Below are 23,305 nucleotides of genomic sequence, written 5' to 3'. Positions count from 1 at the left end.
GTTGGCACATCCAGGAGTTCGGCAGCAATGGCTATCAGCGTTTTCGACCTGTTCAAAATCGGTATTGGCCCTTCCAGTTCGCACACCGTAGGACCCATGCGGGCCGCGGCGCTGTTTGTGCAAGGTTTGCGCGAGCAGGGTCTTTTGGAGCACGTGCGGCGCGTCGAGGTTCAGCTGTATGGGTCGCTGTCGGCCACCGGCATCGGTCACGGCAGCGATAACGCGGTGATCATGGGGCTGATGGGAGAGTGGCCGGACGCGATTGATCCGTCGCAGATCGGCCTTCGCATTGCGACCCTGCGTGAAACCGATACCTTGTTGCTCGACGGTCGTCTGCCGGTCCCGTTCCTCTGGGCCCGGGACATGCGCCTGATCGATGAAAACCTGCCTTTCCATCCCAACGCCATGACGCTGATTGCCGAAGGCGATGACGGTGAGCTGCATCGCGATACCTACTATTCCATCGGTGGCGGGTTTGTCGTCGATGAAGCACAAGCCTGCAGCGGTGTCGTGGACCTGGATCGCACGGTGTTGCCGTACGATTTCTCCAGCGCCGTCGAACTGCTCAGCCTCTGCAAGCAGCACAACCTGCGGGTGGCCGAATTGATGATGGCCAACGAGAAGGTCTGGCGCAGCGAAGAGGAAATCCGCGCTGGCCTGATGAAGCTTTGGCGTGCAATGCAGGATTGTGTCGACCAAGGCCTCAAGCATGAAGGCATCCTGCCCGGAGGCCTGAATGTGCGTCGTCGCGCGGCCAGACTGCACCGTAGCCTGCAGGAGCTGAACAAACCCAACGTGATTGGTTCGACGTTGAGCGCCATGGAATGGGTCAACCTGTTCGCCCTGGCGGTCAACGAAGAAAACGCCGCTGGCGGGCGTATGGTCACGGCGCCGACCAACGGTGCCGCGGGCATCATTCCGGCGGTCCTGCACTACTTTATGAAATTCAGTGAGGCGGTAACTGACGCCAACGTGGTCGACTATTTCCTCAGTGCGGCTGCGGTGGGGATTTTGTGCAAAAAGAACGCTTCGATCTCAGGGGCGGAAGTCGGTTGCCAAGGCGAGGTCGGTTCGGCTTGCGCCATGGCGGCGGCCGGATTGGCGGAGATTCTCGGCGCCACGCCGGAGCAACTGTGCAACGCGGCGGAAATTGGCCTGGAGCATAACCTGGGCCTGACTTGCGACCCGGTCGGCGGGCTGGTGCAGGTGCCGTGCATCGAGCGCAATGCGATTGCCGCGGTGAAGGCAATCAACGCAGCGCAAATGGCCTTGCGCGGTGATGGTCAGCACTTTATCTCGCTGGATCGGGTGATCCGCACCATGCGTGATACCGGGGCGGATATGCATGACAAATATAAAGAGACATCGCGGGGTGGGTTGGCGGTTAGCGCGGTGGAGTGCTGAAACCGAGTCGCCCCATTCGCCGGCAAGCCGGTCTCGCTCCCACACTTGATCTGTGTCGGTCACAAATCCACTGTGGGAGCGAGCCTGCTCGCGAAGGCGTCAGACCAGTCAAAACTGCGCGCAAAGTGAACACCCGATTCAAAACGCGCCACGTTTTGGCGCGTCGCTTACAGATAAGCCGCCCTCCCCAGGGCAAGGATAAAAACCGGTCGCAACCGTCCGTCACCCGTGCTTGTGGTGACACTCTTTCCAGCTGCGCCGCAGCCCTGTTCCCACAAGTGCTACCGATTTGCTCACACGCAACGGTACAGAGCACTTGCCGCCATTGATGGCACTTAAAATCCCGACTCCATCCGCGTCATATATAGACACATTCCGACGTCGTTTTCAGGAGTTATTGAACGCGCATTCAATTTTAGGCATGGCAATTGCTCTGTCATTACAAAGCCCGTCTCCCACGCGAGAACGATGGCCATAACAAGAGCCTCCGCCTGAGGCCATCACCCGCTTTGTGTGAGGAGATACTGCGATGACGACGTTCAACTCCGGGGCTCAACCCCAGAACCGTGCGCCTCAATCCATCGGCTTTTTGCTGCTGGACAATTTCACGCTAATTTCTCTGGCCTCCGCAGTAGAACCACTGCGCATGGCCAACCAATTGTCCGGTCGCGAGCTGTATCGCTGGACCACGATCACCGTCGATGGCGGTCAGGTCTGGGCCAGTGACGGTCTGCAGATCACCCCCGACTGCTCCATGCACAAAGCGCCCTCACTGGACACCATCATTGTCTGCGGCGGCATCGGCATCCAGCGCACTGTTACCCGCGAACACGTGTCGTGGCTGCAAGGCCAGGCGCGTCAGTCGCGCCGTCTCGGCGCGGTCTGCACCGGCAGTTGGGCCCTGGCCTGCGCCGGCCTGCTGGACGGCTTCGACTGCAGCGTGCACTGGGAATGCCTGGCCTCAATGCAGGAAGCCTTCCCGCGTGTGGCCATGAGTACCCGACTGTTTACCCTCGACCGTAACCGTTTCACCAGCTCCGGCGGCACCGCACCGCTGGACATGATGCTGCACCTGATCAGCCGCGATCACGGGCGTGAACTGTCGGCCGCGATCTCGGAAATGTTCGTCTACGAGCGCATCCGCAACGAGCAGGATCACCAGCGCGTGCCGCTCAAGCACATGCTCGGCACCAACCAGCCGAAGCTGCAGGAAATCGTCGCGCTGATGGAGGCCAACCTGGAAGAGCCGATCGACCTCGACGAACTGGCGGTGTATGTCGCCGTTTCCCGTCGTCAGCTGGAGCGGTTGTTCCAGAAGTACCTGCACTGCTCGCCGTCGCGTTACTACCTGAAACTGCGCTTGATCCGCGCCAGGCAGCTGCTCAAGCAAACGCCGATGTCGATCATCGAAGTGGCATCGGTGTGCGGATTTGTGTCTACGCCGCACTTCTCCAAGTGCTACCGCGAATACTTCGGCATTCCGCCACGCGACGAGCGAGTCGGCTCCAACACCACGCAGCAAGTGGCAATGATGCCGCTGCCGCAGGCGCTGGTGCTGTCGCCATTGTCAGGGCCGTTGTCGGCGTTGAGTCAGGCGCGCAATGAGTCGACGTTCGCTAGCGTAAGGCTGTAGTCAGAGGTCGAGTTTAAAAAACACGACGCGCTCGGTTTCTTTGAACCCTAGCGCTTTGTGCACGGTCTGGCTCAGCTCGTTTTCGACTGACGTATCAGAGGCCAGCTCCAGGCAACCTTTGCAGCGTCCCCAATCCGCGACGGTAGCGATCAACTGCCCGGCAATGTTCTGGCGACGATATTTGCTGTCGACATAAATGCCTTCCAAAAACACGACGGGCGAAGTGTCTGTACCGTTGACGTAATCGCTGCGTAGCGAAGCCTCGGCCAGGCCGAGGGCGTGCCCGTTGGCGTGATAGGCAATGAAATTGGCGTAGCGTTGCGGTTCGGCGGTAAGTCCGGTGATTTCCTCAAGATGCTCCTGCGCTGTGCATTGCGGCCAGAGCTCCTGACGCAGCTTCAACCAACCGGGTTGCTCCGCGCTCAGGCAGCGTTCGATTCGAATCATTAGTGGGATTTCCGGTTGTCAGAATGGCCTGCACTCTAACAACCGGGCCATGAACTCACCAATGCCGTCGGTTAAGTGCGGCTTTGCTGATACTCCGCCAATGCCGGTAGCAATTGCCTGTCGATAGCCTGGCGCACCGCCGGCAGGATGGTCGCGCTGCTGGTGTACATCTGCTTGACCATGGTGCGCAGCGTCATCGCCCGTTCATCGTTCAAGCCTCGCACCGCACACTCGCAAGCCTGCTCGGCGGTGGAGCCGCTCGGTACTTGGAAACCCAACGACTTCAGTTGGCCCAACAGGTCTTCCTGGTCAATCAAATCGGCGTGCATCATGACGCAAATCCTTCTTTTGGGAACGTTGTCTTGGCTCGATTCTGGTAGGGGCGCGGGGTGGCGGCAAGGGCGATTTGTCGCAATGGCCGCAATGGCTATGAACATGTCGTTTTCGGCTAACTTGTCAGAGAGAGGAGGGGGCACACTGGATTCAGCTGGCTTCACGAAGGTTTGGTCACCCTCGCGCAACGGCTCCTCAACAGTACCCACCTCTGCCCCGATCCTGTCACGGCTTGATCGGGGTTTTTTTTGCCTGTGAATCAGGGAGATATAAGGTGTTTGTACTGGCGTCTTCGCGAGCAAGCGGGCTTGCTCGCGAAGACGCCGGGGTCGCGCTCGACTGACGCGGTCTAGCGTTGTAACACCAAAATACGCGACAACAATTCATCCCGGTCGACATAGCAACCCTGAAAATGCCGGGCGCCCGTGGCCGGGTCGAAAGCATTGCGGGCATGGAGGGTGCGGCGGTTGTCGAAACACCACAGTTCCCCGGGATTGAGCCTTTGCATCAACCGGAATCGAGGTTCGCGGGTCATGGCAATAAACCGCCGATAAGCGCGATACAGCTTGGGCATCTGCTCCACCGACGCATCGAACGGCCCACGCAGAAAGTTAGCCATGCGGATTTCCGACACCTGTCCAAAAGCATCCAGGGCGATGATCGGTGCGAGGCGGCGGTAATCGCTATGACGGTCCTTATTGCGAAACTCCACGGGGATCTCGCACAGGGCTTGAAACGCCTCGGGATCTTCCTGGCGCAAGGCTTCGGCGATGGCAAAACCGTCGACGAAAATACTCTCGCCACCGTCCGCGTCATTGATCAGGCAATGCAGAAATTGCAGCCCCGGTTGCAGCTCCCGGGTCGGCAGGTCGCTGTGCAGCGGCAGGTTGAAGGCGGTGTAGGCGTTGCTGTCGGCATCGGCCTTGGACTGCACGTTGAACAGCACGCCGAAATTGCTCTCGCGGATGAAGGAAATCCGTTGAGCGATCAGCTTCAGCGAGCCGGGCTCGGTGGGCACGCCACGGACCTGGGTCAGGCCGATGTCGCGTACTGCCAGCAGCCACTGAAACAAGGCGTTGTTGTCATTCATCAACGCCTGGTAGTCAAACACCGGCAACTGCAAATCGCTGTGCCAAAGCCTGGCTTTCGGTTTGCCGGCACGGCGCTCGGCGCGGGACTCATCGTCATAGGCGTGGGCCCGTAGCCAGCCCGGATCGAAGCGGCTGCGGTGGCCGTCCTGCCATGTGACGCAGAGGCAACCTTCGGCGTCGACGCTCGTCTCTGCCGGAACGAGATCGTCTTCGACATCGACGATTTCCAGCACCTGCTCGCGAGTCACGGTGTAGACGCACAGCGGGCACGGGCAGTTGTCCCGTAACCATTGGTGATGAAAGGGGCTGATCCGATCATCGGCCCACTTCACCAGAACGCGATCCGCCAAGGTCTGCACGCCTGCCAACGCGCTGATCAACGGATAAGTACGGAAGTCGGCAAAAGCGGTGGCAGTGTTCAATGGCGATCTCCTTGTTCGGTGTTGGTTATTTTGCCGGGGGTAGAGCGATCACGCGGCCAATGTAGGCGGGGGTGGGCAGTTCGGCCTGTTCGGCGACGATGGCTTGCAGTTTGCTCAGGGTCTCTTCGCTGAACGGTGCGGAGCGCGGCCCGGCGAGGTCGACGTGCAGCAGCATTTGTTCGTTACCCGCCAGTTCCTTGGCATCGCCCGACAAATGCAGGCTGTGGTACAGATGCAGTCGTTTGCTGTCATGGCCGATGATTTGGGTGTGCACTTCGACCTCGGCATCGAGCTTCACTTCGTGCAGGTAATTGAGGTGCAGTTCGAGGGTGAACAGCGAGTTGCCGCTGGCTTCGCGGTTGTCGCTGTCGAGCCCCAGGCGATCCATCAAGGCGTCGGTGGCGTAGCTGAAGATCAGCAGGTAGAAGGCATCGCGCAGGTGGCCGTTGTAGTCGACCCAGTCGGGGATGATTGTGGTTTGGTAGGTGGTAAGGGTGGGCATGATGAGTAATCCAAGATGTGTGGTGACTGGACTGCCGCCTTCGCCGGCTTGCCGGCGAAGGGGCCGGTTCTGCTGGCTAATTACTCGCTGAACGCCATCCCATGCTTCTCCTTGGTGGTTTTCACCGCCTCCAGCACCGCCAGCAAGCAATCATCACGATAGCGCTCCAGCGCCGAAATGCTGTGCGTACCCAGCTGATCACTGGTGCCATCCACCACATCATCAATCAACTTGTCGGTCAGTTCCGGCGCCGGCAGATAAGTCCACGGCAATTGCAATGCCGGCCCGAACTGCGCCATGAAGTGGCGCATGCCCGCATCGCCACCGGCCAGGGTGTAAGTCAAAAACGTTCCCATGAACGACCAGCGCAGCCCCGCGCCAAAACGAATCGCATCGTCGATTTCGCCAGTGGTCGCCACGCCGTCGTTGACCAGGTGCAGCGCTTCACGCCACAGCGCTTCAAGCAAGCGGTCGGCGATAAAACCAGGGACTTCCTTGCGCACATGCAGCGGACGCATTCCGAGGGATTCGTACACTTTCATCGCCGCTTGCACGGCTTCGGGCGCAGTGTTCCTGCCGCCGACCACTTCCACCAATGGCAGCAGATAAACCGGGTTGAACGGATGCCCCACCACGCAACGTTCCGGGTGGGTCGAGCTCTCGTAGAATTCACTCGGCAGCAGGCCGGAGGTGCTGGAACCGATCAGCGCATTTGGCTTGGCCGCCGCACTGATTTTGCTGTGCAATTCCAGTTTCAGTTCCAGACGCTCGGGCGCACTTTCCTGAATGAAGTCCGCATCGCGCACGCATTCTTCAATAGTGGCGACAAAGCGCAACCGATCCTGCGAGGCGCCAGGCGTAAGGCCTTGTTTCTCCAGCGCGCCCCAGGCATTGGCGACGCGCTTGCGCAGGGCGGCTTCGGCACCGGGCGCCGGGTCCCAGGCCACTACGTCGAGGCCGTGTGCCAGGGCGCGGGACACCCAGCCGCTGCCGATGACACCGCTGCCCAAGGCTGCGAAGGTTTTGATTTCGGTGATAAAGGTCATAGCAGCGTCCTGAAGAATTCGGTGATCCTTGTAGGAGCGAGCTTGCTCGCGATGGTGTTCCAGGCGCCGAGTGGCGTCGGCTGTACCTTTTTCGCGAGCAAGCTCGCTCCTACAGGGGTTATGTGTGAGGTTTAGCCGCGCTTGGTCAGGCCCATTTTTGCCCGGCCTTCAGCCGGTGTCAGAACCCGGGCACCGAGGCGGCTGAGAATTTCCGAGGCGCGTTCGACTAATTGGCCGTTGGTCGCCAGTACGCCCTTGTCCAGCCAGATGTTGTCTTCCAGACCGACCCGAACGTTGCCGCCCAGCAGCACCGCTTGCGCCGCCATCGGCATCTGCATGCGACCGATGCCGAACCCGGCCCAGACCGCGTCGGCCGGCAGGTTGTCGACCATGGCTTTCATGGTGGTGGTGTCAGCCGGCGCGCCCCACGGGATGCCCAGGCACAGCTGGAACAATGGGTTGTCCAGCAGGCCTTCCTTGATCATCTGCTTGGCGAACCACAGGTGACCGGTGTCGAAGATTTCCAGCTCGGCTTTCACGCCCAGCTCTTGAATGCGTTTGGCGCCGGCACGCAGCTGGGCCGGAGTGGACACGTAGATGGTGTCGCCATCGCCGAAATTCAGGGTGCCGCAATCGAGGGTGCAGATTTCCGGCAGCAGCTCTTCAACGTGGGCCAGGCGGGTCAGTGGGCCGACCAGGTCGGTATTGGGGCCGAACTCCATCGGGTTCTCGCCCGCGCCGATCTCCAGGTCGCCGCCCATGCCGGCGGTGAGGTTGACGATGATGTCGACGTCAGCCTCGCGGATGCGCTCCATCACTTCGCGGTAGAGCGCCACGTCACGGCTGAACTTGCCGGTTTCGGGATTGCGAACGTGGCAATGGACCACGGTGGCGCCAGCTTTGGCAGCTTCCACGGCGGCCGCGGCGATTTGTTTCGGGGTGACCGGCACATGTGGGCTTCTGGCGGTCGTGTCGCCAGCACCGGTGAGTGCGCAGGTGATGATGACGTCGTGGTTCATGAGGCGGTTCCTTGCAGGCGTGATGGTTCCGTTCGCAGCCCGGTGGGGCTGCGAATCGGGGGTTCGATCGGGTTTATTTGGTCGTCAATTTCAGGTTTTCAGCCGCGGGTTTGCCATCGAAGGTGGTCACGCCTTCGAGCCAGCGTTGCTTGTCCTGGGGGTGATCTTTCAGCCATTGTTTGGCCGATTCGAAGGCGTCCTTGTGATCCAGCAGCGGCTGCATCATCCGGCTCTCGTCTTCGGCGGTGTAAGTCAGGTTGCTCAGCAATTTGCCGATGTTCGGGCATTGTTCGGAGTATTTCGGCGCGGTGACGGTCCAGACCGTGGCCATGCCTTCGTTCGGGCCGAGGGCGTCTTCGCTGCCGGTGAGGTAAGTCATCTGCACGTTGACGTTCATCGGGTGCGGCGCCCAGCCGAAGAACACCACGGCTTCTTTGCGGCGAACGGCGCGATCCACCGCCGCGAGCATGCCGGCCTCGCTGGACTCGACCAGCTGGAACTTGCCGAGGCCAAACTGGTTCTTGGCGATCATCGCCTTGATCTGGGTGTTGGCGCCCGAGCCTGGCTCGATGCCGTAAATCTTGCCGCCCAGTTCTTTTTCGAACTTGGCGATGTCGGCGAAGGTTTTCAGGCCCTTGTCGGCGAGGTAAGTCGGTACGGCGAGGGTGGCGCGGGCGTCCTTGAGGCTTGGCGCTTCAAGCACCTTGACTTGATTGGCGTCGACGAACGGCGTGATGGTCTGGGTCATCAGCGGGTTCCAATAGCCCAGGAACAGGTCCAGGCGCTGGTCGCGGATCCCGGCGAAGATGATTTGCTGGGACGCGCTGGTTTGTTTGGTGTTGTAGCCGAGGCCGTCGAGCAGGACCTGCGTCATGGCGCTGGTGGCTATCACGTCGGTCCAGTTCACGACGCCCATACGTACGTTCTGGCACGACGCGGGTTCGGCCGCCATGACACTGGCGCTCAACAAGGCGGTACCGCTGAGTGCAAGAACACAGCTGCTGATCAGTCGTTTCATGTCGGGGTTCCTCGGCAGTTCGTTATTGTGGGTCCGGGCGTCTTCGTGCGCCGGTGATGCTCAAGTTACGCAGCATAGCCCCCGTGAAAGCGCACTACGGCGACCAGCTCTTGCACTGCGGCGACCTGTCCTCTTGAATGCCGTCGGCAAGTGGCGTATCAACGTCCACACGCTACCCGCCCTCACGTTACCCGCCTATCGAGTGCGCTCCATGTCCCAGGATTTTTACTTCATGTTGATGCCGGGTTTCTCGGCCATCGGGTTTATCTCAGCGATCGAGCCGCTGCGGGTCGCCAATCGCTTTCGCGGCGAGCTGTATCGCTGGCATGTGCTCAGCGCCGACGGTGGCGCGGTTCTGGCCAGCAATGGCATGTCGGTCAACGCCGACGCGGCGCTGGAACCGCTGAAGAAAGGCGCCACCCTGTTGGTAGTCGCCGGTTTCGAACCGCTGAAATTCGCCACCCCGGTGCTGGAGCACTGGTTGCGCCGCCTGGACAACGAAGGCGTGACCCTCGGCGCCATCGATACGGGCAGCTTCGTCCTCGCCGAAGCCGGCTTGCTCGACGGCCATCGCCTGACCCTGCACTGGGAAGCCATTGACGCGTTCAAAGAGTCCTACCCGCAGCTCAGCGTCACCCAGGAACTGTTCGAGATCGACCGCCGCCGTATCACCTGCGCCGGCGGCACCGCTTCCATCGACCTGATGCTCGACCTCATCGGACAGGCCCACGGCCCCGAGCTGGCGATCCAGGTCAGTGAACAATTCGTACTGGGGCGCATTCGTCCGCGCAAAGACCACCAGCGCATGGAAGTCGCCACGCGTTATGGCCTCAGCAACAAGAAACTGGTGCAGGTGATAGGTGAGATGGAGCAGCACAGCGAGCCGCCGTTGAGTACGCTGGAACTGGCGGAATCGATCAAGGTGACTCGGCGGCAGTTGGAGCGATTGTTTCGGCTGCACCTGAACGACACGCCGAGCAACTTCTACCTGCGGTTACGGCTGGAGAAGGCGCGACAATTGTTGCGGCAAACGGACATGAGTGTGCTGGAAGTGAGTATTGCGTGCGGGTTTGAATCGCCGTCGTATTTCACCCGCAGTTATCGGGCGCGGTTTGCGCGGTGTCCGCGGGAAGACCGACGACGGAGCGAGCAAGCCCGCTCCCACATTTGATCTGCTTTGATCTTACTTTTTCATTAAGGCCGAACACGCCGCCTTGTACGCCTCATGCTGATACTTGTTCAGCGTCGCCGGCAGCGCAAAATCGAACTTCTTGTTCTGCGCATTGATCGTCTGCGGCGACAATAGCGTCACCTCACAACTCTCCAGCAACTGGAAAACCCCTTCGATCTTGAACGTGGTCGGCCCACCGGCAAACTCGCCTTTCTTGCTGCGTTTCTTGATCGCGATCCGATCGATGGAATTCTCCCGCACAAACGACGCCACTTGAGCCGCAAACACTTTGACGTTCGCCGCCTCGTCGTCATCGTCGAGGGCGATTTTCTTGGTGGCCAGGGCGACATGGCTCAGCGCCAGGCCGTCGAGGGAGGCCACCGCGATAATCGCTTCGCTGCCTTTGATTTCGATGCCGCAGATGTTCATATCAATCCCTTTTCCCGATGCTGGCGTGCAGCTTACAGCTCTAGTTGGCTGGCGGTGATGCCAAAAGCCGCGGCAATCTTCTCACGGGTCGCCTTGCGCGGCTTGGCGACGCTCTCTTGCTGGGCGAAGGCCGGCTGGGAAATGCCCATGCGTCTGGCCACTTCATCCTGTGTAAGGTTCAGGTGTTCGCGCCAGGCTTGAACAGGGAGTACCCCATCGACAAGGCGGCTGACTACTTCGTGCGGGATCAAATGATTCTCCATTCTTGTGTTTACTGCTGTCCGATCGACTCCAGAAACTCCGACCGCTCATCACTCATCCGTGCCACGCAATCATTCTGCGCAATGTTGAACGCCTTGCTGCCGCTGGTCGCCGGGAACGCCTCGACCGCGCAATCCGCGTCCCGGGTCTTGAGCCACTGTTGCTGAGACGTCTTGATCCTGGCGGTGACGTCGGCCAGTTGCGCCTGGTTCTTGCCGTAGAGCGTCTGCATGCGCTCGTTCAGGCTCTGGTAGTTTTCCTTGAGCAAGTCTTCGGCTGTGGTTCGGCTGTAGGCCGAGCATTCCAGGGTCTGAATTTCGTTTTCGACGGCGTCGCAGGGGTTGTCATCGGCCTCTTCAGCCTGTACGCCAGTCGCTATCAGTGCCAAAGCCAAGAAGATCGATTTCATTGCGTTGCCGCCCCTTATTCAATGAAGCATCAGTAAAACATCCGGTGATGCGATGGATTCTCGCGTATGCGCACGGGCTTGAACAGGTGGCTTATCCAGCCGGCTGACGACCCTTTGTCGCGGATTGACGCTTTCGGCAATTCCCCTGTCGTTTTTGCACCCGGCTGCCCCGGTCCTCAGGCATATGCTGGCCCCAAAGCGCCGGCATACGATTCGGCGCATGAATCGCTAATAGGGGACAGCCTGATGAGCCCAGCCGAATTGCACGCCGACAGCATCGTTATCGACGGGCTGATTATTGCCAAGTGGAACCGTGAGCTGTTTGAAGACATGCGCAAGGGCGGTCTGACCGCAGCCAACTGTACCGTGTCGGTGTGGGAAGGCTTCCAGGCCACCGTCAACAACATCGCCGCCAGCCAGAAGCTGATCCGCGAGAACAGCGACCTGGTGATTCCGGTGCGCACCACTGCCGACATCCGCAAAGCCAAGGAGCAGGGCAAGACCGGGATTCTCTTCGGTTTCCAGAATGCTCACGCCTTTGAAGACCAGATCGGCTATGTCGAGGTGTTCAAGCAGCTGGGCGTCGGTATCGTGCAGATGTGCTACAACACCCAGAACCTGGTCGGTACCGGTTGCTACGAGCGCGACGGCGGCCTGTCGGGTTTCGGTCGTGAAATCGTCGCCGAAATGAATCGCGTTGGCGTCATGTGCGACCTGTCCCACGTTGGCTCGAAAACGTCCGAAGAAGTCATCCTCGAATCGAAGAAACCGGTCTGCTACTCCCATTGCCTGCCGTCGGGCCTGAAAATTCACCCGCGCAATAAATCCGACGAAGAGCTGAAGTTCATCGCCGACCACGGCGGTTTCGTCGGCGTGACCATGTTTGCACCGTTCCTGGCCAAGGGCATCGATTCGACCATCGACGATTATGCCGAAGCCATCGAATACACCATGAACATCGTCGGCGAAGATGCCATCGGCATCGGCACCGACTTCACCCAGGGCCATGGCCAGGACTTCTTCGAATACCTGACCCATGACAAGGGCTACGCCCGCCGTCTGACCAGCTTCGGCAAGATCATCAACCCGCTGGGCATCCGCACCGTCGGCGAGTTCCCGAACCTGACCGAAACCCTGCTCAAACGCGGCCATTCCGAGCGCGTGGTGCGCAAGATCATGGGCGAGAACTGGGTGAACGTCCTGAAAGACGTCTGGGGCGAATAAGCCGCCGCACTTCTGAATCCTTACCTGCGGCCATTCGCGCCGCAGGCAATACCAAAATTTTTCTGGAGTTAAGTTTCCATGGCCAAGATCGCCCCGCAATTGCCAATCGAAGTCGACAGCGAGACCGGTGTCTGGACCTCCGACGCACTGCCGATGCTGTACGTGCCGCGTCATTTCTTCGTCAACAATCATATGGGCATCGAGGAAGTGCTGGGCGCCGAAGCCTACGCCGAAATCCTCTACAAGGCCGGCTACAAGTCCGCCTGGCACTGGTGTGAAAAAGAGGCCGAGTGCCATGGCCTGGAAGGCGTCGCGGTGTTCGAGCACTACATGAAACGCCTGTCGCAACGGGGCTGGGGCCTGTTCAAGATTCAGGACATCGACCTCGACAAGGGCACCGCCAGCGTCAAGCTCGAACACTCCGCGTTCGTCTACGTGTACGGCAAGGTCGGGCGCAAGGTCGACTACATGTTCACCGGTTGGTTCGCCGGTGCCATGGACCAGATTCTGCAAGCCCGCGGCAGCCAGATCCGTACGGTTGCCGAACAAGTCTACGGTGGCTCCGAAGAAGGCCACGATGACGGTTTGTTCACCGTCAAGCCGTTGTAAGTCGAGGATCCCGCCATGGCTTTCGAAGCAATGTTCCAGCCGATCCAGATCGGCAAACTGACCATCCGCAACCGCGTGCTCAGCACCGCGCACGCCGAGGTCTACGCGACCGACGGCGGCATGACCACCGACCGGTACGTCAAGTATTACGAAGAGAAAGCCAAGGGCGGGATCGGCCTGGCGATTTGCGGCGGTTCTTCCGTGGTGGCGATCGACAGCCCGCAGGAGTGGTGGAGTTCGGTGAACCTTTCCACCGACCGCATCATTCCGCACTTCCAGAATCTCGCCGACGCCATGCACAAGCATGGCGCGAAGATCATGATCCAGATTACCCATATGGGCCGTCGCTCACGCTGGGACGGCTTCAACTGGCCGACGCTGATGTCGCCGTCTGGCGTACGTGAGCCGGTGCACCGTGCCACCTGCAAAACCATCGAGCCGGAAGAAATCTGGCGGGTGATCGGCAATTACGCGCAGGCCGCTCGCCGGGCCAAGGCCGGGGGCCTGGATGGCGTCGAATTGTCCGCGGTGCACCAGCACATGATCGACCAGTTCTGGAGCCCGCGGGTCAACAAACGTACGGACGAATGGGGCGGCAGTTTCGAGAATCGCATGCGGTTCGGCCTGGAAGTGCTCAAGGCCGTGCGCGCCGAAGTCGGGCCGGATTTCTGCGTCGGCATCCGTCTGTGCGGTGACGAATTCCACCCGGATGGCTTGTCCCACGAGGACATGAAACAGATCGCCAAGTACTACGACGATACCGGCATGCTGGACTTCATCGGAGTCGTGGGTTCGGGTTGCGACACCCACAACACCCTGGCCAACGTGATCCCGAACATGAGCTATCCGCCGGAGCCGTTCCTGCACCTGGCGGCCGGTATCAAAGAGGTGGTCAAGGCTCCAGTGCTGCACGCGCAGAACATCAAGGACCCGAACCAGGCCACCCGTATCCTGGAAGGCGGTTACGTCGACATGGTGGGCATGACTCGCGCCCACATCGCCGACCCGCACCTGATCGCCAAGATCAAAATGGGTCAGATCGACCAGATCAAACAATGCGTCGGCGCCAACTACTGCATCGACCGGCAGTACCAGGGCCTGGACGTGTTGTGCATCCAGAACGCTGCGACATCCCGCGAGTACATGGGCCTGCCGCACATCATCGAAAAGACCACGGGCGTGAAACGCAAAGTCGTGGTGGTCGGCGCCGGCCCTGCCGGGATGGAAGCCGCACGTGTGGCTGCCGAGCGTGGCCACGACGTGACTTTGTTCGAGAAAAAGGAATTCATTGGCGGGCAAATCACCACCGCGTCGAAAGCACCGCAACGGGACCAGATCGCCGGTATCACGCGCTGGTATCAGCTTGAACTGGCGCGATTGAAGGTCGACCTGCGCCTGGGCGTGGCGGCCGATGCGCCGACCATTCTCGACCTGCGCCCGGACGTGGTCGTGCTCGCCGTCGGCGGTCACCCCTTCCTGGAGCAGAACGAACACTGGGGCGCGGCTGAAGGCCTGGTGGTCAGCAGCTGGGACATCCTCGATGGCAAGGTTGCACCGGGCAAGAACGTGCTGGTCTACGACACCATTTGCGAGTTCACCGGCATGTCGACGGCCGACTTCCTGGCCGACAAAGGCAGCCAGGTCGAGATCGTCACCGACGACATCAAGCCCGGCGTGGCGATTGGCGGCACATCGTTCCCGACCTACTACCGCAGCATGTACCCGAAAGAAGTGATCATGACCGGCGACATGATGCTGGAGAAGGTCTACCGCGAAGGCGACAAGCTGATCGCGGTCCTGGAAAACGAATACACCGGCGCCAAAGAGGAGCGGGTGGTGGACCAGGTGGTGGTCGAAAACGGCGTGCGCCCGGACGAAGAGATCTACTACGCGATGAAGGAAGGCTCGCGCAACAAGGGCCAGATCGACGTCGAAGCCTTGTTCGCAATCAAGCCGCAACCTTGCCTGGAACAGAGCGGCGATGGCTACTTGCTGTTCCGCATCGGCGACTGCGTGGCGCAACGCAACGTGCACGCGGCGATCTACGACGCGTTGCGGCTCTGCAAGGATTTCTAACGGATAACCACCATCACATGTGGCGAGGGAGCTTGCTCCCGCTGGGCTGCGAAGCGGCCCCAAAACCTGCAGTCGGGGTGCATCAAATAGGCACCGGCGACTGTTTTGGGAGCGCTTCGCACTCCAGCGGGAGCAAGCTCCCTCGCCACAAGTAAGTACGTCGCTCTTACCGGCGCGCACATGACTCCGAGGTCTTTGGGAGCTCCACCATGTTGAACACCCTTCTTCCAATCCTGTTGTTCGCCGCCCTGGGCCTGGCTGTCCTGGGCGCGTTGCGGCGGGTGGCCATGTGGCGCCGGGGCCGGGCTTCGAAAGTCGACCTGATCGGCGGCCTGTTCGCCATGCCCAAGCGCTACATGGTCGATTTGCACCACGTCGTCGCGCGGGACAAATACATCGCCAATACCCACGTCGCTACGGCTGGCGGCTTTGTGCTGGCGGCGGTGCTGGCGATTCTGGTGCACGGTTTCGGCCTGCATAACCGCATTCTTGGCTACGCCTTGCTGTTGGCATCGGTGCTGATGTTCGGCGGCGCGGTCTTCGTTTACCTGCGTCGGCGCAATCCGCCAGCACGGTTGTCGAAAGGCCCGTGGATGCGCCTGCCGAAAAGCCTGATGGCGTTCTCGGTCAGCTTCTTCCTGGTGACCTTGCCGGTGGCCGGGATTCTTCCAGTGGACTTCGGCGGCTGGTTGCTGGCCGCATTGCTGGGCCTGGGCGTGCTCTGGGGCGTGTCGGAAATGTTCTTCGGCATGACCTGGGGCGGGCCGATGAAGCACGCTTTCGCCGGGGCGCTGCACCTGGCCTGGCACCGTCGCGCCGAACGTTTTGGTGGTGGTCGTTCCACCGGTTTGAAGCCGCTGGATCTGAATGACCCGAACGCGCCGCTCGGCGTGGAGAAACCCAAGGATTTCACCTGGAACCAGCTGCTTGGCTTCGACGCCTGCGTGCAGTGCGGCAAGTGCGAAGCCGCGTGCCCGGCCTTCGCCGCCGGCCAGCCGCTGAACCCGAAAAAACTGATTCAGGACATGGTCGTCGGCCTCGCCGGTGGTACGGATGCCAAGTTCGCCGGCAGCCCTTACCCAGGCAAACCAATCGGTGAACACGCGGGCAACCCGCATCAACCGATCATCAACGGTCTGGTGGACGCTGAAACCCTGTGGTCCTGCACCACCTGCCGCGCCTGCGTCGAGGAGTGCCCGATGATGATCGAGCACGTCGATGCCATCGTCGACATGCGTCGCCACCTGACCCTGGAAAAAGGCGCGACCCCGAACAAGGGCGCCGAAGTCCTGGAAAACCTGATCGCCACCGACAACCCGGGCGGCTTCGCCCCGGGCGGACGGATGAACTGGGCGGCGGACTTGAACCTCAATTTGCTCAGCGAAAAGAAATCCACCGACGTGCTGTTCTGGGTCGGCGACGGCGCCTTCGACATGCGCAACCAGCGCACCCTGCGCGCGTTCGTCAAAGTGCTGAAAGCGGCGAAAATCGACTTCGCGGTACTCGGCCTCGAAGAGCGCGACAGCGGCGACGTGGCCCGACGTCTGGGCGATGAAGCGACCTTCCAGTTGTTGGCCAAACGCAACATCCAGACCCTGGCCAAGTACAGCTTCAACCGCATCGTCACCTGTGACCCGCACAGCTTCCACGTGCTGAAAAACGAATATGGCGCCTTCGACGGCAACTACCTCGTGCAGCACCACAGCACCTACATGGCGGAAATCATCGGCGCTGGCGCCCTGAACCTTGGCCAGCACAAAGGCAGCAGCGTGACCTATCACGACCCGTGCTACCTCGGCCGCTACAACGGTGAGTACGAGGCGCCACGTGAAGTACTGCGAGCACTCGGAATTGAAGTCAAAGAGATGCAACGCTCCGGTTTCCGTTCGCGCTGCTGCGGCGGTGGCGGCGGTGCGCCGATCACCGACATTCCGGGCAAGCAACGGATCCCCGACATGCGCATGGAAGACATCCGCGAAACCGGCGCCGAACTGGTGGCGGTGGGTTGCCCACAATGCACCGCGATGCTCGAAGGCGTGGTCGAACCGCGTCCGCTGATCAAGGACATCGCCGAACTGGTGGCTGACGCGTTGCTCGAAGACGCAGCGCCGAACAAGCCGTCTACGCCGGCCAAACGTGAACCTGCGGAGGCCCACTGATGAGCGACATTATCCGCCGCGACCCGCGCGCTGAATGGATCGCCCGCAATCGCCTGCACCCGCTGCACGCGGCGATGCAGCCGGTGCAGCACAGCTGGATGGGGCCTAACGGTGTCATCCGCAAGAATCCCCATGGCATCGGTTTTATCGGCCCCAACGGCATTAAACGGATCGACCGCAGCGGCGCGCAACAGGGCGGGGCGGCCAAACGCTCGGCCGCGGTTGAAGTGCAACTGCCGCTGCATCAGGTGCCGCAGCCGGCGTTTTACATCAACGTGGTGCCGGACATGGTCGGTGGCCGCTTGAGCAGCCACGACCGCGACCTGCTCGGCCTGGCGCATCAGCTGGCGGGCAAGGACGGTGCGGTATTGGCCGTGGTCTTCGGTGAACACAAAGAAAATGCCTTCGCCACTGCGGGCGTCGATCGCTTGCTGGTGCTCGATGGCGATGAATTCAGCGGTTATGCACCGGAACAACGGGTCCAGGGCCTGCGGGCTGTGGATAACCAGTTCAGCCCGCGTCACTGGTTGCTGCCGGACAGTCGCAGCGGCGGTGGCGAATTGGGTAGGCGCTTTGCCGCTGCCCTGGGTGAACGCCCGGCCACGCGAGTCTGGCAGGTCAAGGATCAGGAATGCATCGGCCGTGCCGGTGCAGGCTTGCAAGACTTGGCGCGCCCGGTGGCACGCTTGATCCTGGCCGCCGTCGAATGCGCCGAGCCGGTCAGCGAAACCCGTCACGAAGCTTTGCACGTGGAGTTATCCACAGCCGTCGCCCGCAGTCTGTCGCGCATCGAAGATCTGGGCGCGGTGGCAGTGGATCCGGCGGCCATTCCGATGGCCGAAGCCGAGTTCATCTTCTCCGGCGGCAACGGGGTCAAGGATTGGGGACTTTTCCACAGGACGGCCGAAGCGTTGGGCGCTACCGAGGGCGCGTCCCGGGTGGCGGTGGACGACGGCTTCATGGCTCGCGACCGGCAGGTTGGCGCGTCCGGCACCTGGGTCACTGCACGGGTCTACGTGGCCGTGGGGATTTCCGGGGCGATCCAGCACCTGCAAGGCATCGGTGCCTGCGACAAGGTGGTGGCGATCAACCTCGACCCTGGCTGCGACATGATCAAACGGGCCGACCTGTCGGTGATCGGCGAAAGCGCGGAGATTCTTCAAGCTTTGATCGCGGCGGTAGAGGCTTACCGCAACGAAGCCAAGCGCGATGCGGCTTAAGGAAAGGAAAGGGTTATGAGCACGAAAATCATCAGCCTGGTGTCCATCGGCGCCCACCCGACCTCCGGCCGGCCACGTCGCGCGGAACAGGATGCGCGGGCGGTGGAACTGGGTCTGCAACTGGCTGGGGATAACCTGCAAGTGCTGCATGCCGGCGACGTCGCGGAACCTGCGCTGCGCGCTTATCTGGGCATGGGCCTGGAGCAGTTGCATGTGCTTGAACAACCTTCAGGCGCCGATGCACTGCCGGCATTGACCGCGTATTTGCGTGATGCCGGAGCTCAGGTCGTGCTGACCGGCAGCCAGGCGGAAACCGGCGAAGGCTCGGGCATGTTGCCGTTCCTGCTGGCGGAGAATCTGGGCTGGCCGCTCGTCGTAGGGCTGGCTCAAGTTGAATCCATCGACGGCGGTTCGGCGCTGGTGCTGCAAGCTTTACCACGCGGTCAGCGTCGTCGTTTGAAAGTGCGGCTACCGTTTCTCGCGACGGTGGATAACGCTGCGCCGAAACCTCGGCAGAGCGCTTACGGCCCGGCCCGACGCGGGGTGTTGCAGGCGGATGAAGTCGAAGTGATCGACGATGAACTGCTGGCGGTCGCCACCCTGCAACCGGCCAAACCACGGCCTAAACGTTTGAAGGTGATCAAGGCCAAGAGCGGCGCGGACCGGATGAAAGCGGCCACGGCCAAGGCCAGTGGCGGCGGTGGGCAGGTCCTCAAAGGGCTGAGTCCCGAGGCGGGGGCCGAGGCGATTCTCAAGCTCCTGATCGAAGAAGGCGTGGTCCGTTAACAGCTAATCGGCACAGATCCAATGTGGGAGCGGCCTGCTCGCGAATGCAGTCTGTCAGTCAAATTGATGTTGGAGATGACGCCTCTTCGCGAGCAGGCTCGCTCCCACAAGGGAAAAATAATGGCAGTTGAGTTTCGTTCGGCCGTGCGTGCGGATGCGCGTGAGATTGCTCGTTTGTTTCAGATCACATCAGAGGGCGCCGCGGACTACATCTGGAGCCAGTTGGCGGAGCCCGGTCAGGATCTGCTGGACGTCGGCACCCTTCGATATGCCCGTGACAACGTGGACTTCTCCTGGCAGAACTGCCTGATTGCAGAGTCCGACGGCCAGGTCATTGGCATGATGCATAGCTACGTGATGCGTCACGATCCGCTGGCACCGCCTGTGACCGACCCGGTCCTGGCGCCATACGCGACGATGGAAATCCCCGACACCCTCTACATTTCCAGCCTGGCGCTGCATGAGGGCTGGCGCAACCTGGGCCTGGGCAAGCAATTGCTCGACTACGCCTATGATCGTGCCAACCAGCTCGAGCTCAATGGCTTGAGCCTGATCGACTACGCCGTGAACACCGGCGCTCGTCGGTTTTACGAGCGACATGGCTTCCGGATCGTCGATACCTGCCAGGTCACGCCGCATCCGATGATTCGGGTGACGGGTGAGGCCTATCTGATGTATCGACCGTAGGATTGGTGTCTGCGGCTTTCCTTCGTCGGGTTTGAGGGTGATCCTAGCAGAACTGCTAGTGTCGGTTTTGCGGGTGGTTTGTTACGTTGATGAACAGGTGATGCCCGCTTACCCTGAGCTGGGTGATCGCCCGATCAACCCGCGAAGTTGCCGAAGCACTGCGGGTCAATTACGTCTGCAAAAGGACGCTGTCGATGCCCGCTCCTCGTCAAACCCGAGGTCTTGTCCGCTCTCCTGCTGTGGCCTTTTCGCGAACCCTGTTGCTGGCGCCTGATCTGCAACAGACCATCCTCGCTGAACTGGACCGCACGGGTCCGAATCGTCTTGCCTATACCCCCTATGGTTCCCAGAGCAGCCTGCTTGCAGCGCAAAGCAGGCTTGGCTTCAGTGGACAGCTCATGGAGCGGCCAACGGGCTGGTATCACCTGGGTAATGGTCACCGTGTGTATAACCCGGTGTTGATGCGCTTTCATAGCCCGGACCGGTTGAGTCCGTTTAGTAAGGGCGGATTGAATCCTTATGTTTACTGCGTGGGGGACCCGGTCAACTTCACAGATCCAACCGGTGAGTTCGGCTTGGCGATTTCTCAACTAATTCAGCGATCTCTGACTGCAGCCTTGCATGTCGGGATTCCAGCAGGGCTATTGCTGGCACCGAAGGCTACCGGTTTGGCGTTGCAAGGCGTTCGTGCCAGCTTGGCTGGCTCTGCTACCAGTGCTGCTGGCGCTCTCCTTCAGTTAGGAGGGGTAGCGGCCGGTACATATGTCTCCAATGTAGGAATAGCATTATCTGTGGGTGGTCTTTTCACACGGGTAGCTGTGACAGCCCGTGCGGCCTATCAGAGAGGTGCGCTATGGGCGACTGTCAGAGGAAACTTGAGAAGTGTATTCGGGATGTCCAGAGCAACACCGACAGGAACTGCAGCAGGTGTTGGAGGCGGTAATTCAATGTCTCTCAATGTCATATCACCCTCTAATACTGCATTACCAAGTCGCGTACCGCTGGCAGGCTCGGCCGAGACCCCGCCGTTTGCGTCCAGTATTGCCATCAGAACGCGCTAATTTTTTAGGTCGAGCTTGGTTACCCACAAACCCTGTTAGCGCTTCTGTGGATAACCTGTTCGCCCCTGGCTCCAGCCTATGCAAACCAAGCCCTGCAGCCAGTCGTACAAAAAACACTCAGCCTAACCCACGGTTTTTTCGAGCTTTTTCCAGAGGATAAGTTTGTCGGCGAGCCAATACTTGCCCCCAATCTCTGTTGGCGCTTCTGTGGATAAGATGTTTGCTGTCCGCTGTAGGCCATGTAAAACGGACTTATCAGGCTGTTGATCAAAAAACGATCAAAACCTTGTTTTACACCGATAAACCTCCTGCGAAGCCCTGTTTTTCACGGCTTTGAGCGGTTTTCCACAGATCTGCCGTAGTTGCCCCCAAAGTCTGTTGGCGCTTCTGTGGATAAGGTGTTCGCCATCCTCTGTGGGCCAGGTAAACCGTGGCTTGTAGGCTTTAGGTCAAAAAACAACCAATTGTTGTCAAGAACCCTTGTTCCCGATAAGTCACGGATTTTCTTCGCATTCTGTGAATAAAATTTTCACCGATTCCACACTTGTCCCCATTTGCTGTGGGTGGAGTTGTGGATAACTTGTTCGCCAAACCCTGCAAGCCACGTTCCGCATAGGCCTGAACGCAATAGATCAGATTTCATACAGTTCCAAGGCCCTTCCTGACTTCGATCGGTCACCTGTTTTCACTCGCACGGCACAAGACAGCCGTCACTTATCCACATCCGGTTCAGGGAGAACGCGCGGGATGAGGCGTACCCGGATCGGGTGTTGAATGGTTATGTGAAGGTGCGGTTGGTGGAGGAGTGCATCGTGGAAGAGTTTATTGGTGAGGATGGCAGTGTGCGGTGGTCTTCGAGTTGATCGGGTGAATGTAAGGCCGCTTACGCGAGCAAGCCCGCTCCCACACTTGATCTGCGTCGTTCACAAAACTTGTGTACGCCACCGATCCACTGTGGGAGCGGGCTTGCTCGCGAAGCTTTTGATCTTAATCAGCCCTGAACCGGAACACCTTTGAGGTACGGCGCAGGCTCAGCCCCAAGGTTGTTCAGCAAGCGCTCGCTGTACCAGTCCACAAAGTTCACCACACCAAACTCATAGGTCTTGGAATAAGGCCCTGGCTGGTACGCCGTGGAGTTGATCCCGCGCTGGTTCTCTTCCGCCAGGCGACGGTCCTGGTCGTTGGTCGCATCCCAGACCTGGCGCATGCGCTCCACGTCGTAGTCCACGCCTTCGACCGCGTCCTTGTGCACGACCCACTTGGTGGTGACCATGGTTTCCTGGGCGCTGATCGGCCACACCGTGAAGACGATGATGTGATCGCCCATGCAGTGGTTCCACGAGTGCGGCAGGTGCAGGATGCGCATCGAGCCCAGGTCCGGGTTCTTGATGCGGCCCATGAGTTTGGCGCAGCCTTGTTTGCCGTCCAGGGTCATCGACACGGTGCCCTTGAGCAGCGGCATGCGCACGATGCGGTTACGCAGGCCGAAGCTGGCGTGGGCGTAAGGGATTTTCTCGGCTTCCCAGGCGGCGGCGGAGGCGGCGACGTGGTCCTTGAACGCCTGGTCGGCGCGCGGGTCGGTGACGTCATCCCACTCCAGCAGGGTTTTCAGCAGTTCCGGGTGCGACGCGTTGCAGTGGTAGCACTCGCGGTTGTTTTCCAGCACAAGCTTCCAGTTGGCCTTTTCCATCAAGGTGGTGGTAATCGCCACCTTGGTGTTTTCCATGTCGTACGGTTCCATGTAATGGTTCAGCGTCGACAGAAAGTCATCAATGGCCGGCGGGTTCTCCGCCAGGCTGATGAAGATGTAGCCGCCGGCAGTCTTCACGTTCACCGGCTTGAGGCCGTACTGCTTCATGTCGAAGTCGGCGCCCATTTCGGTGCCGGCGAACAGAAGGCGACCGTCCAGCTCGTAGGTCCACTGGTGGTAGTGGCAGACCAGCTTGGCGACCTTGCCCTTTTCACTGGTGCATAGCCGCGAACCGCGGTGACGGCAAACGTTGTGGAACGCATGCACCACGCCTTCGGCGCCGCGAATCACGATGATCGGGTTCTTGCCGATTTGCAGGGTCAGGTAGTTGCCCTTGGTCGGGATCTCGCAGGTCATGCCGGCGATCAGCCACTCTTTCTGGAAGATTTCCTGCATGTCGATATCAAACAGCCGCTCGTCAGAGTAAAACGGCTGCGGCAGCGAGAAAGTACGCTCGCGCTCTTGCAGCATCTGCGCGGTGGCCTTGCGTGCGGGTTCCAGCGGATCGCCCAGGCTGATTTTTGCGGTGACGTCCATCGATTTGATCC

General features: G+C 60.3%; 21 protein-coding genes and 2 pseudogenes. 12 read left to right on the top strand and 11 right to left on the bottom strand.

Annotated elements, in window-relative coordinates:
- The first annotated feature begins 27 nt into the window (after positions 1-27).
- Together ACA041_RS29785 and gbdR are read left to right on the top strand one after the other, a co-directional pair.
- Positions 28-1,404 (top strand): L-serine ammonia-lyase, encoded by a 1,377-nt coding sequence (locus ACA041_RS29785; RefSeq protein ID WP_497439017.1) that lies wholly within the window; start codon positions 28-30, stop codon positions 1,402-1,404.
- A gap of 529 nt (positions 1,405-1,933) precedes the next feature.
- Positions 1,934-3,037, top strand: coding sequence for a choline metabolism transcriptional regulator GbdR (gene gbdR / locus ACA041_RS29780; RefSeq protein ID WP_497439016.1), 1,104 nt, complete (start codon positions 1,934-1,936; stop codon positions 3,035-3,037).
- Here the strand turns inward: gbdR and aac(6') are convergent, their stop codons facing one another.
- The 7 genes from aac(6') to choX form a co-directional block, all read right to left on the bottom strand.
- A complete protein-coding gene (gene aac(6'), locus ACA041_RS29775) occupies positions 3,038-3,484 on the bottom strand; it encodes an aminoglycoside 6'-N-acetyltransferase (RefSeq protein ID WP_497439015.1) in 447 nt (148 codons plus the stop codon). It lies immediately after the preceding gene.
- 71 nt (positions 3,485-3,555) lie between these two features.
- Positions 3,556-3,816: a hypothetical protein gene (locus ACA041_RS29770; protein WP_497439014.1), complete on the bottom strand. Its 261-nt coding sequence runs from the start codon at positions 3,814-3,816 to the stop codon at positions 3,556-3,558.
- A 350-nt stretch (positions 3,817-4,166) separates the two neighbouring features.
- Complete coding sequence (locus ACA041_RS29765) at positions 4,167-5,330, bottom strand: gamma-butyrobetaine dioxygenase (RefSeq protein WP_497439013.1); 1,164 nt, start codon at positions 5,328-5,330, stop codon at positions 4,167-4,169.
- A 25-nt stretch (positions 5,331-5,355) separates the two neighbouring features.
- A complete protein-coding gene (locus ACA041_RS29760) occupies positions 5,356-5,832 on the bottom strand; it encodes a thioesterase family protein (protein ID WP_497439012.1) in 477 nt (158 codons plus the stop codon).
- An 80-nt stretch (positions 5,833-5,912) separates the two neighbouring features.
- The gene (locus ACA041_RS29755; protein ID WP_497439011.1) at positions 5,913-6,878 is read right to left on the bottom strand and encodes an L-carnitine dehydrogenase; all 966 of its coding nucleotides are present in this window, start codon (positions 6,876-6,878) and stop codon (positions 5,913-5,915) included.
- A 131-nt stretch (positions 6,879-7,009) separates the two neighbouring features.
- Positions 7,010-7,897: a 3-dehydrocarnitine:acetyl-CoA trimethylamine transferase CdhC gene (cdhC, locus tag ACA041_RS29750; protein ID WP_497439010.1), complete on the bottom strand. Its 888-nt coding sequence runs from the start codon at positions 7,895-7,897 to the stop codon at positions 7,010-7,012.
- Positions 7,898-7,970: 73 nt separating this feature from the next.
- On the bottom strand, positions 7,971-8,915 hold the full coding sequence (gene choX, locus ACA041_RS29745) for a choline ABC transporter substrate-binding protein (protein ID WP_497439009.1): 945 nt from the start codon (positions 8,913-8,915) through the stop codon (positions 7,971-7,973).
- A 211-nt stretch (positions 8,916-9,126) separates the two neighbouring features.
- On the opposite strand from choX, the gene ACA041_RS29740 reads away from it, so the two are divergent.
- Positions 9,127-10,086: a GlxA family transcriptional regulator gene (locus ACA041_RS29740; RefSeq protein WP_497439008.1), complete on the top strand. Its 960-nt coding sequence runs from the start codon at positions 9,127-9,129 to the stop codon at positions 10,084-10,086.
- 12 nt (positions 10,087-10,098) lie between these two features.
- On the opposite strand, the gene ACA041_RS29735 is transcribed toward ACA041_RS29740, so the two are convergent.
- The 3 genes and pseudogenes from ACA041_RS29735 to ACA041_RS29725 form a co-directional block, all read right to left on the bottom strand.
- Positions 10,099-10,515: a DUF3010 family protein gene (locus ACA041_RS29735; protein ID WP_497439007.1), complete on the bottom strand. Its 417-nt coding sequence runs from the start codon at positions 10,513-10,515 to the stop codon at positions 10,099-10,101.
- Positions 10,516-10,547: 32 nt separating this feature from the next.
- Positions 10,548-10,775, bottom strand: a pseudogene (locus ACA041_RS29730) (helix-turn-helix domain-containing protein); the annotation flags it as partial.
- Between the two features lie 11 nt (positions 10,776-10,786).
- Positions 10,787-11,185 carry a lysozyme inhibitor LprI family protein gene (locus ACA041_RS29725; protein WP_497439006.1) on the bottom strand — a complete coding sequence of 133 codons (399 nt, stop codon included), beginning with the start codon at positions 11,183-11,185 and terminating at the stop codon, positions 10,787-10,789.
- Positions 11,186-11,431: 246 nt separating this feature from the next.
- Here ACA041_RS29725 and ACA041_RS29720 point away from each other — a divergent pair, with 246 nt between their 5' ends.
- The 9 genes and pseudogenes from ACA041_RS29720 to ACA041_RS29680 all read left to right on the top strand — a co-directional run.
- A complete protein-coding gene (locus ACA041_RS29720) occupies positions 11,432-12,409 on the top strand; it encodes a dipeptidase (protein ID WP_008033250.1) in 978 nt (325 codons plus the stop codon).
- A gap of 78 nt (positions 12,410-12,487) precedes the next feature.
- Positions 12,488-13,018 carry a DUF5943 domain-containing protein gene (locus tag ACA041_RS29715; protein ID WP_027606002.1) on the top strand — a complete coding sequence of 177 codons (531 nt, stop codon included), beginning with the start codon at positions 12,488-12,490 and terminating at the stop codon, positions 13,016-13,018.
- A 15-nt stretch (positions 13,019-13,033) separates the two neighbouring features.
- Positions 13,034-15,094 carry a dimethylglycine demethylation protein DgcA gene (gene dgcA / locus ACA041_RS29710; protein WP_497439005.1) on the top strand — a complete coding sequence of 687 codons (2,061 nt, stop codon included), beginning with the start codon at positions 13,034-13,036 and terminating at the stop codon, positions 15,092-15,094.
- 209 nt (positions 15,095-15,303) lie between these two features.
- Positions 15,304-17,253, top strand: coding sequence for a dimethylglycine demethylation protein DgcB (gene dgcB / locus ACA041_RS29705; RefSeq protein ID WP_497439004.1), 1,950 nt, complete (start codon positions 15,304-15,306; stop codon positions 17,251-17,253).
- Positions 17,253-18,473 carry an electron transfer flavoprotein subunit alpha gene (gene etfA, locus ACA041_RS29700; RefSeq protein WP_497439003.1) on the top strand — a complete coding sequence of 407 codons (1,221 nt, stop codon included), beginning with the start codon at positions 17,253-17,255 and terminating at the stop codon, positions 18,471-18,473. Before dgcB ends, etfA begins: the two co-directional genes overlap by 1 nt.
- A 15-nt stretch (positions 18,474-18,488) precedes the next feature.
- The gene (etfB, locus tag ACA041_RS29695) at positions 18,489-19,259 is read left to right on the top strand and encodes an electron transfer flavoprotein subunit beta (RefSeq protein ID WP_497439002.1); all 771 of its coding nucleotides are present in this window, start codon (positions 18,489-18,491) and stop codon (positions 19,257-19,259) included.
- 120 nt (positions 19,260-19,379) lie between these two features.
- On the top strand, positions 19,380-19,946 hold the full coding sequence (locus tag ACA041_RS29690; protein ID WP_497439001.1) for a GNAT family N-acetyltransferase: 567 nt from the start codon (positions 19,380-19,382) through the stop codon (positions 19,944-19,946).
- Between the two features lie 194 nt (positions 19,947-20,140).
- The gene (locus ACA041_RS29685; RefSeq protein WP_497439000.1) at positions 20,141-21,007 is read left to right on the top strand and encodes an RHS repeat-associated core domain-containing protein; all 867 of its coding nucleotides are present in this window, start codon (positions 20,141-20,143) and stop codon (positions 21,005-21,007) included.
- A 734-nt stretch (positions 21,008-21,741) separates the two neighbouring features.
- A pseudogene (locus tag ACA041_RS29680) lies at positions 21,742-21,870 on the top strand (metallophosphoesterase); the annotation flags it as partial.
- Positions 21,871-21,998: 128 nt separating this feature from the next.
- On the opposite strand, the gene gbca reads toward ACA041_RS29680, so the two are convergent.
- Entirely contained in the window at positions 21,999-23,294 is a 1,296-nt protein-coding gene (gene gbca, locus ACA041_RS29675; RefSeq protein WP_150745775.1) for a glycine betaine monooxygenase oxygenase subunit, read from the bottom strand.
- Between the last annotated feature and the right edge of the window lie 11 nt (positions 23,295-23,305).

It is taken from the genome of Pseudomonas sp. LBUM1676 (genome assembly GCF_059695605.1).
This window is presented reverse-complemented; position numbering and strand designations above follow the sequence as displayed.

Coding starts and splice junctions, on each gene's coding strand:
- ACA041_RS29785 (WP_497439017.1), top strand. CDS start 28: ATGGCTATCAGCGTTTTCGACCTGTTCAAAATCGGTATTGGCCCTTCC.
- gbdR (WP_497439016.1), top strand. CDS start 1,934: ATGACGACGTTCAACTCCGGGGCTCAACCCCAGAACCGTGCGCCTCAA.
- ACA041_RS29770 (WP_497439014.1), bottom strand. CDS start 3,816: ATGATGCACGCCGATTTGATTGACCAGGAAGACCTGTTGGGCCAACTG.
- ACA041_RS29760 (WP_497439012.1), bottom strand. CDS start 5,832: ATGCCCACCCTTACCACCTACCAAACCACAATCATCCCCGACTGGGTC.
- ACA041_RS29755 (WP_497439011.1), bottom strand. CDS start 6,878: ATGACCTTTATCACCGAAATCAAAACCTTCGCAGCCTTGGGCAGCGGT.
- cdhC (WP_497439010.1), bottom strand. CDS start 7,897: ATGAACCACGACGTCATCATCACCTGCGCACTCACCGGTGCTGGCGAC.
- choX (WP_497439009.1), bottom strand. CDS start 8,915: ATGAAACGACTGATCAGCAGCTGTGTTCTTGCACTCAGCGGTACCGCC.
- ACA041_RS29740 (WP_497439008.1), top strand. CDS start 9,127: ATGTCCCAGGATTTTTACTTCATGTTGATGCCGGGTTTCTCGGCCATC.
- ACA041_RS29735 (WP_497439007.1), bottom strand. CDS start 10,515: ATGAACATCTGCGGCATCGAAATCAAAGGCAGCGAAGCGATTATCGCG.
- ACA041_RS29725 (WP_497439006.1), bottom strand. CDS start 11,185: ATGAAATCGATCTTCTTGGCTTTGGCACTGATAGCGACTGGCGTACAG.
- ACA041_RS29720 (WP_008033250.1), top strand. CDS start 11,432: ATGAGCCCAGCCGAATTGCACGCCGACAGCATCGTTATCGACGGGCTG.
- ACA041_RS29715 (WP_027606002.1), top strand. CDS start 12,488: ATGGCCAAGATCGCCCCGCAATTGCCAATCGAAGTCGACAGCGAGACC.
- dgcA (WP_497439005.1), top strand. CDS start 13,034: ATGGCTTTCGAAGCAATGTTCCAGCCGATCCAGATCGGCAAACTGACC.
- dgcB (WP_497439004.1), top strand. CDS start 15,304: ATGTTGAACACCCTTCTTCCAATCCTGTTGTTCGCCGCCCTGGGCCTG.
- etfA (WP_497439003.1), top strand. CDS start 17,253: ATGAGCGACATTATCCGCCGCGACCCGCGCGCTGAATGGATCGCCCGC.
- etfB (WP_497439002.1), top strand. CDS start 18,489: ATGAGCACGAAAATCATCAGCCTGGTGTCCATCGGCGCCCACCCGACC.
- ACA041_RS29690 (WP_497439001.1), top strand. CDS start 19,380: ATGGCAGTTGAGTTTCGTTCGGCCGTGCGTGCGGATGCGCGTGAGATT.
- ACA041_RS29685 (WP_497439000.1), top strand. CDS start 20,141: ATGCCCGCTCCTCGTCAAACCCGAGGTCTTGTCCGCTCTCCTGCTGTG.
- gbca (WP_150745775.1), bottom strand. CDS start 23,294: ATGGACGTCACCGCAAAAATCAGCCTGGGCGATCCGCTGGAACCCGCA.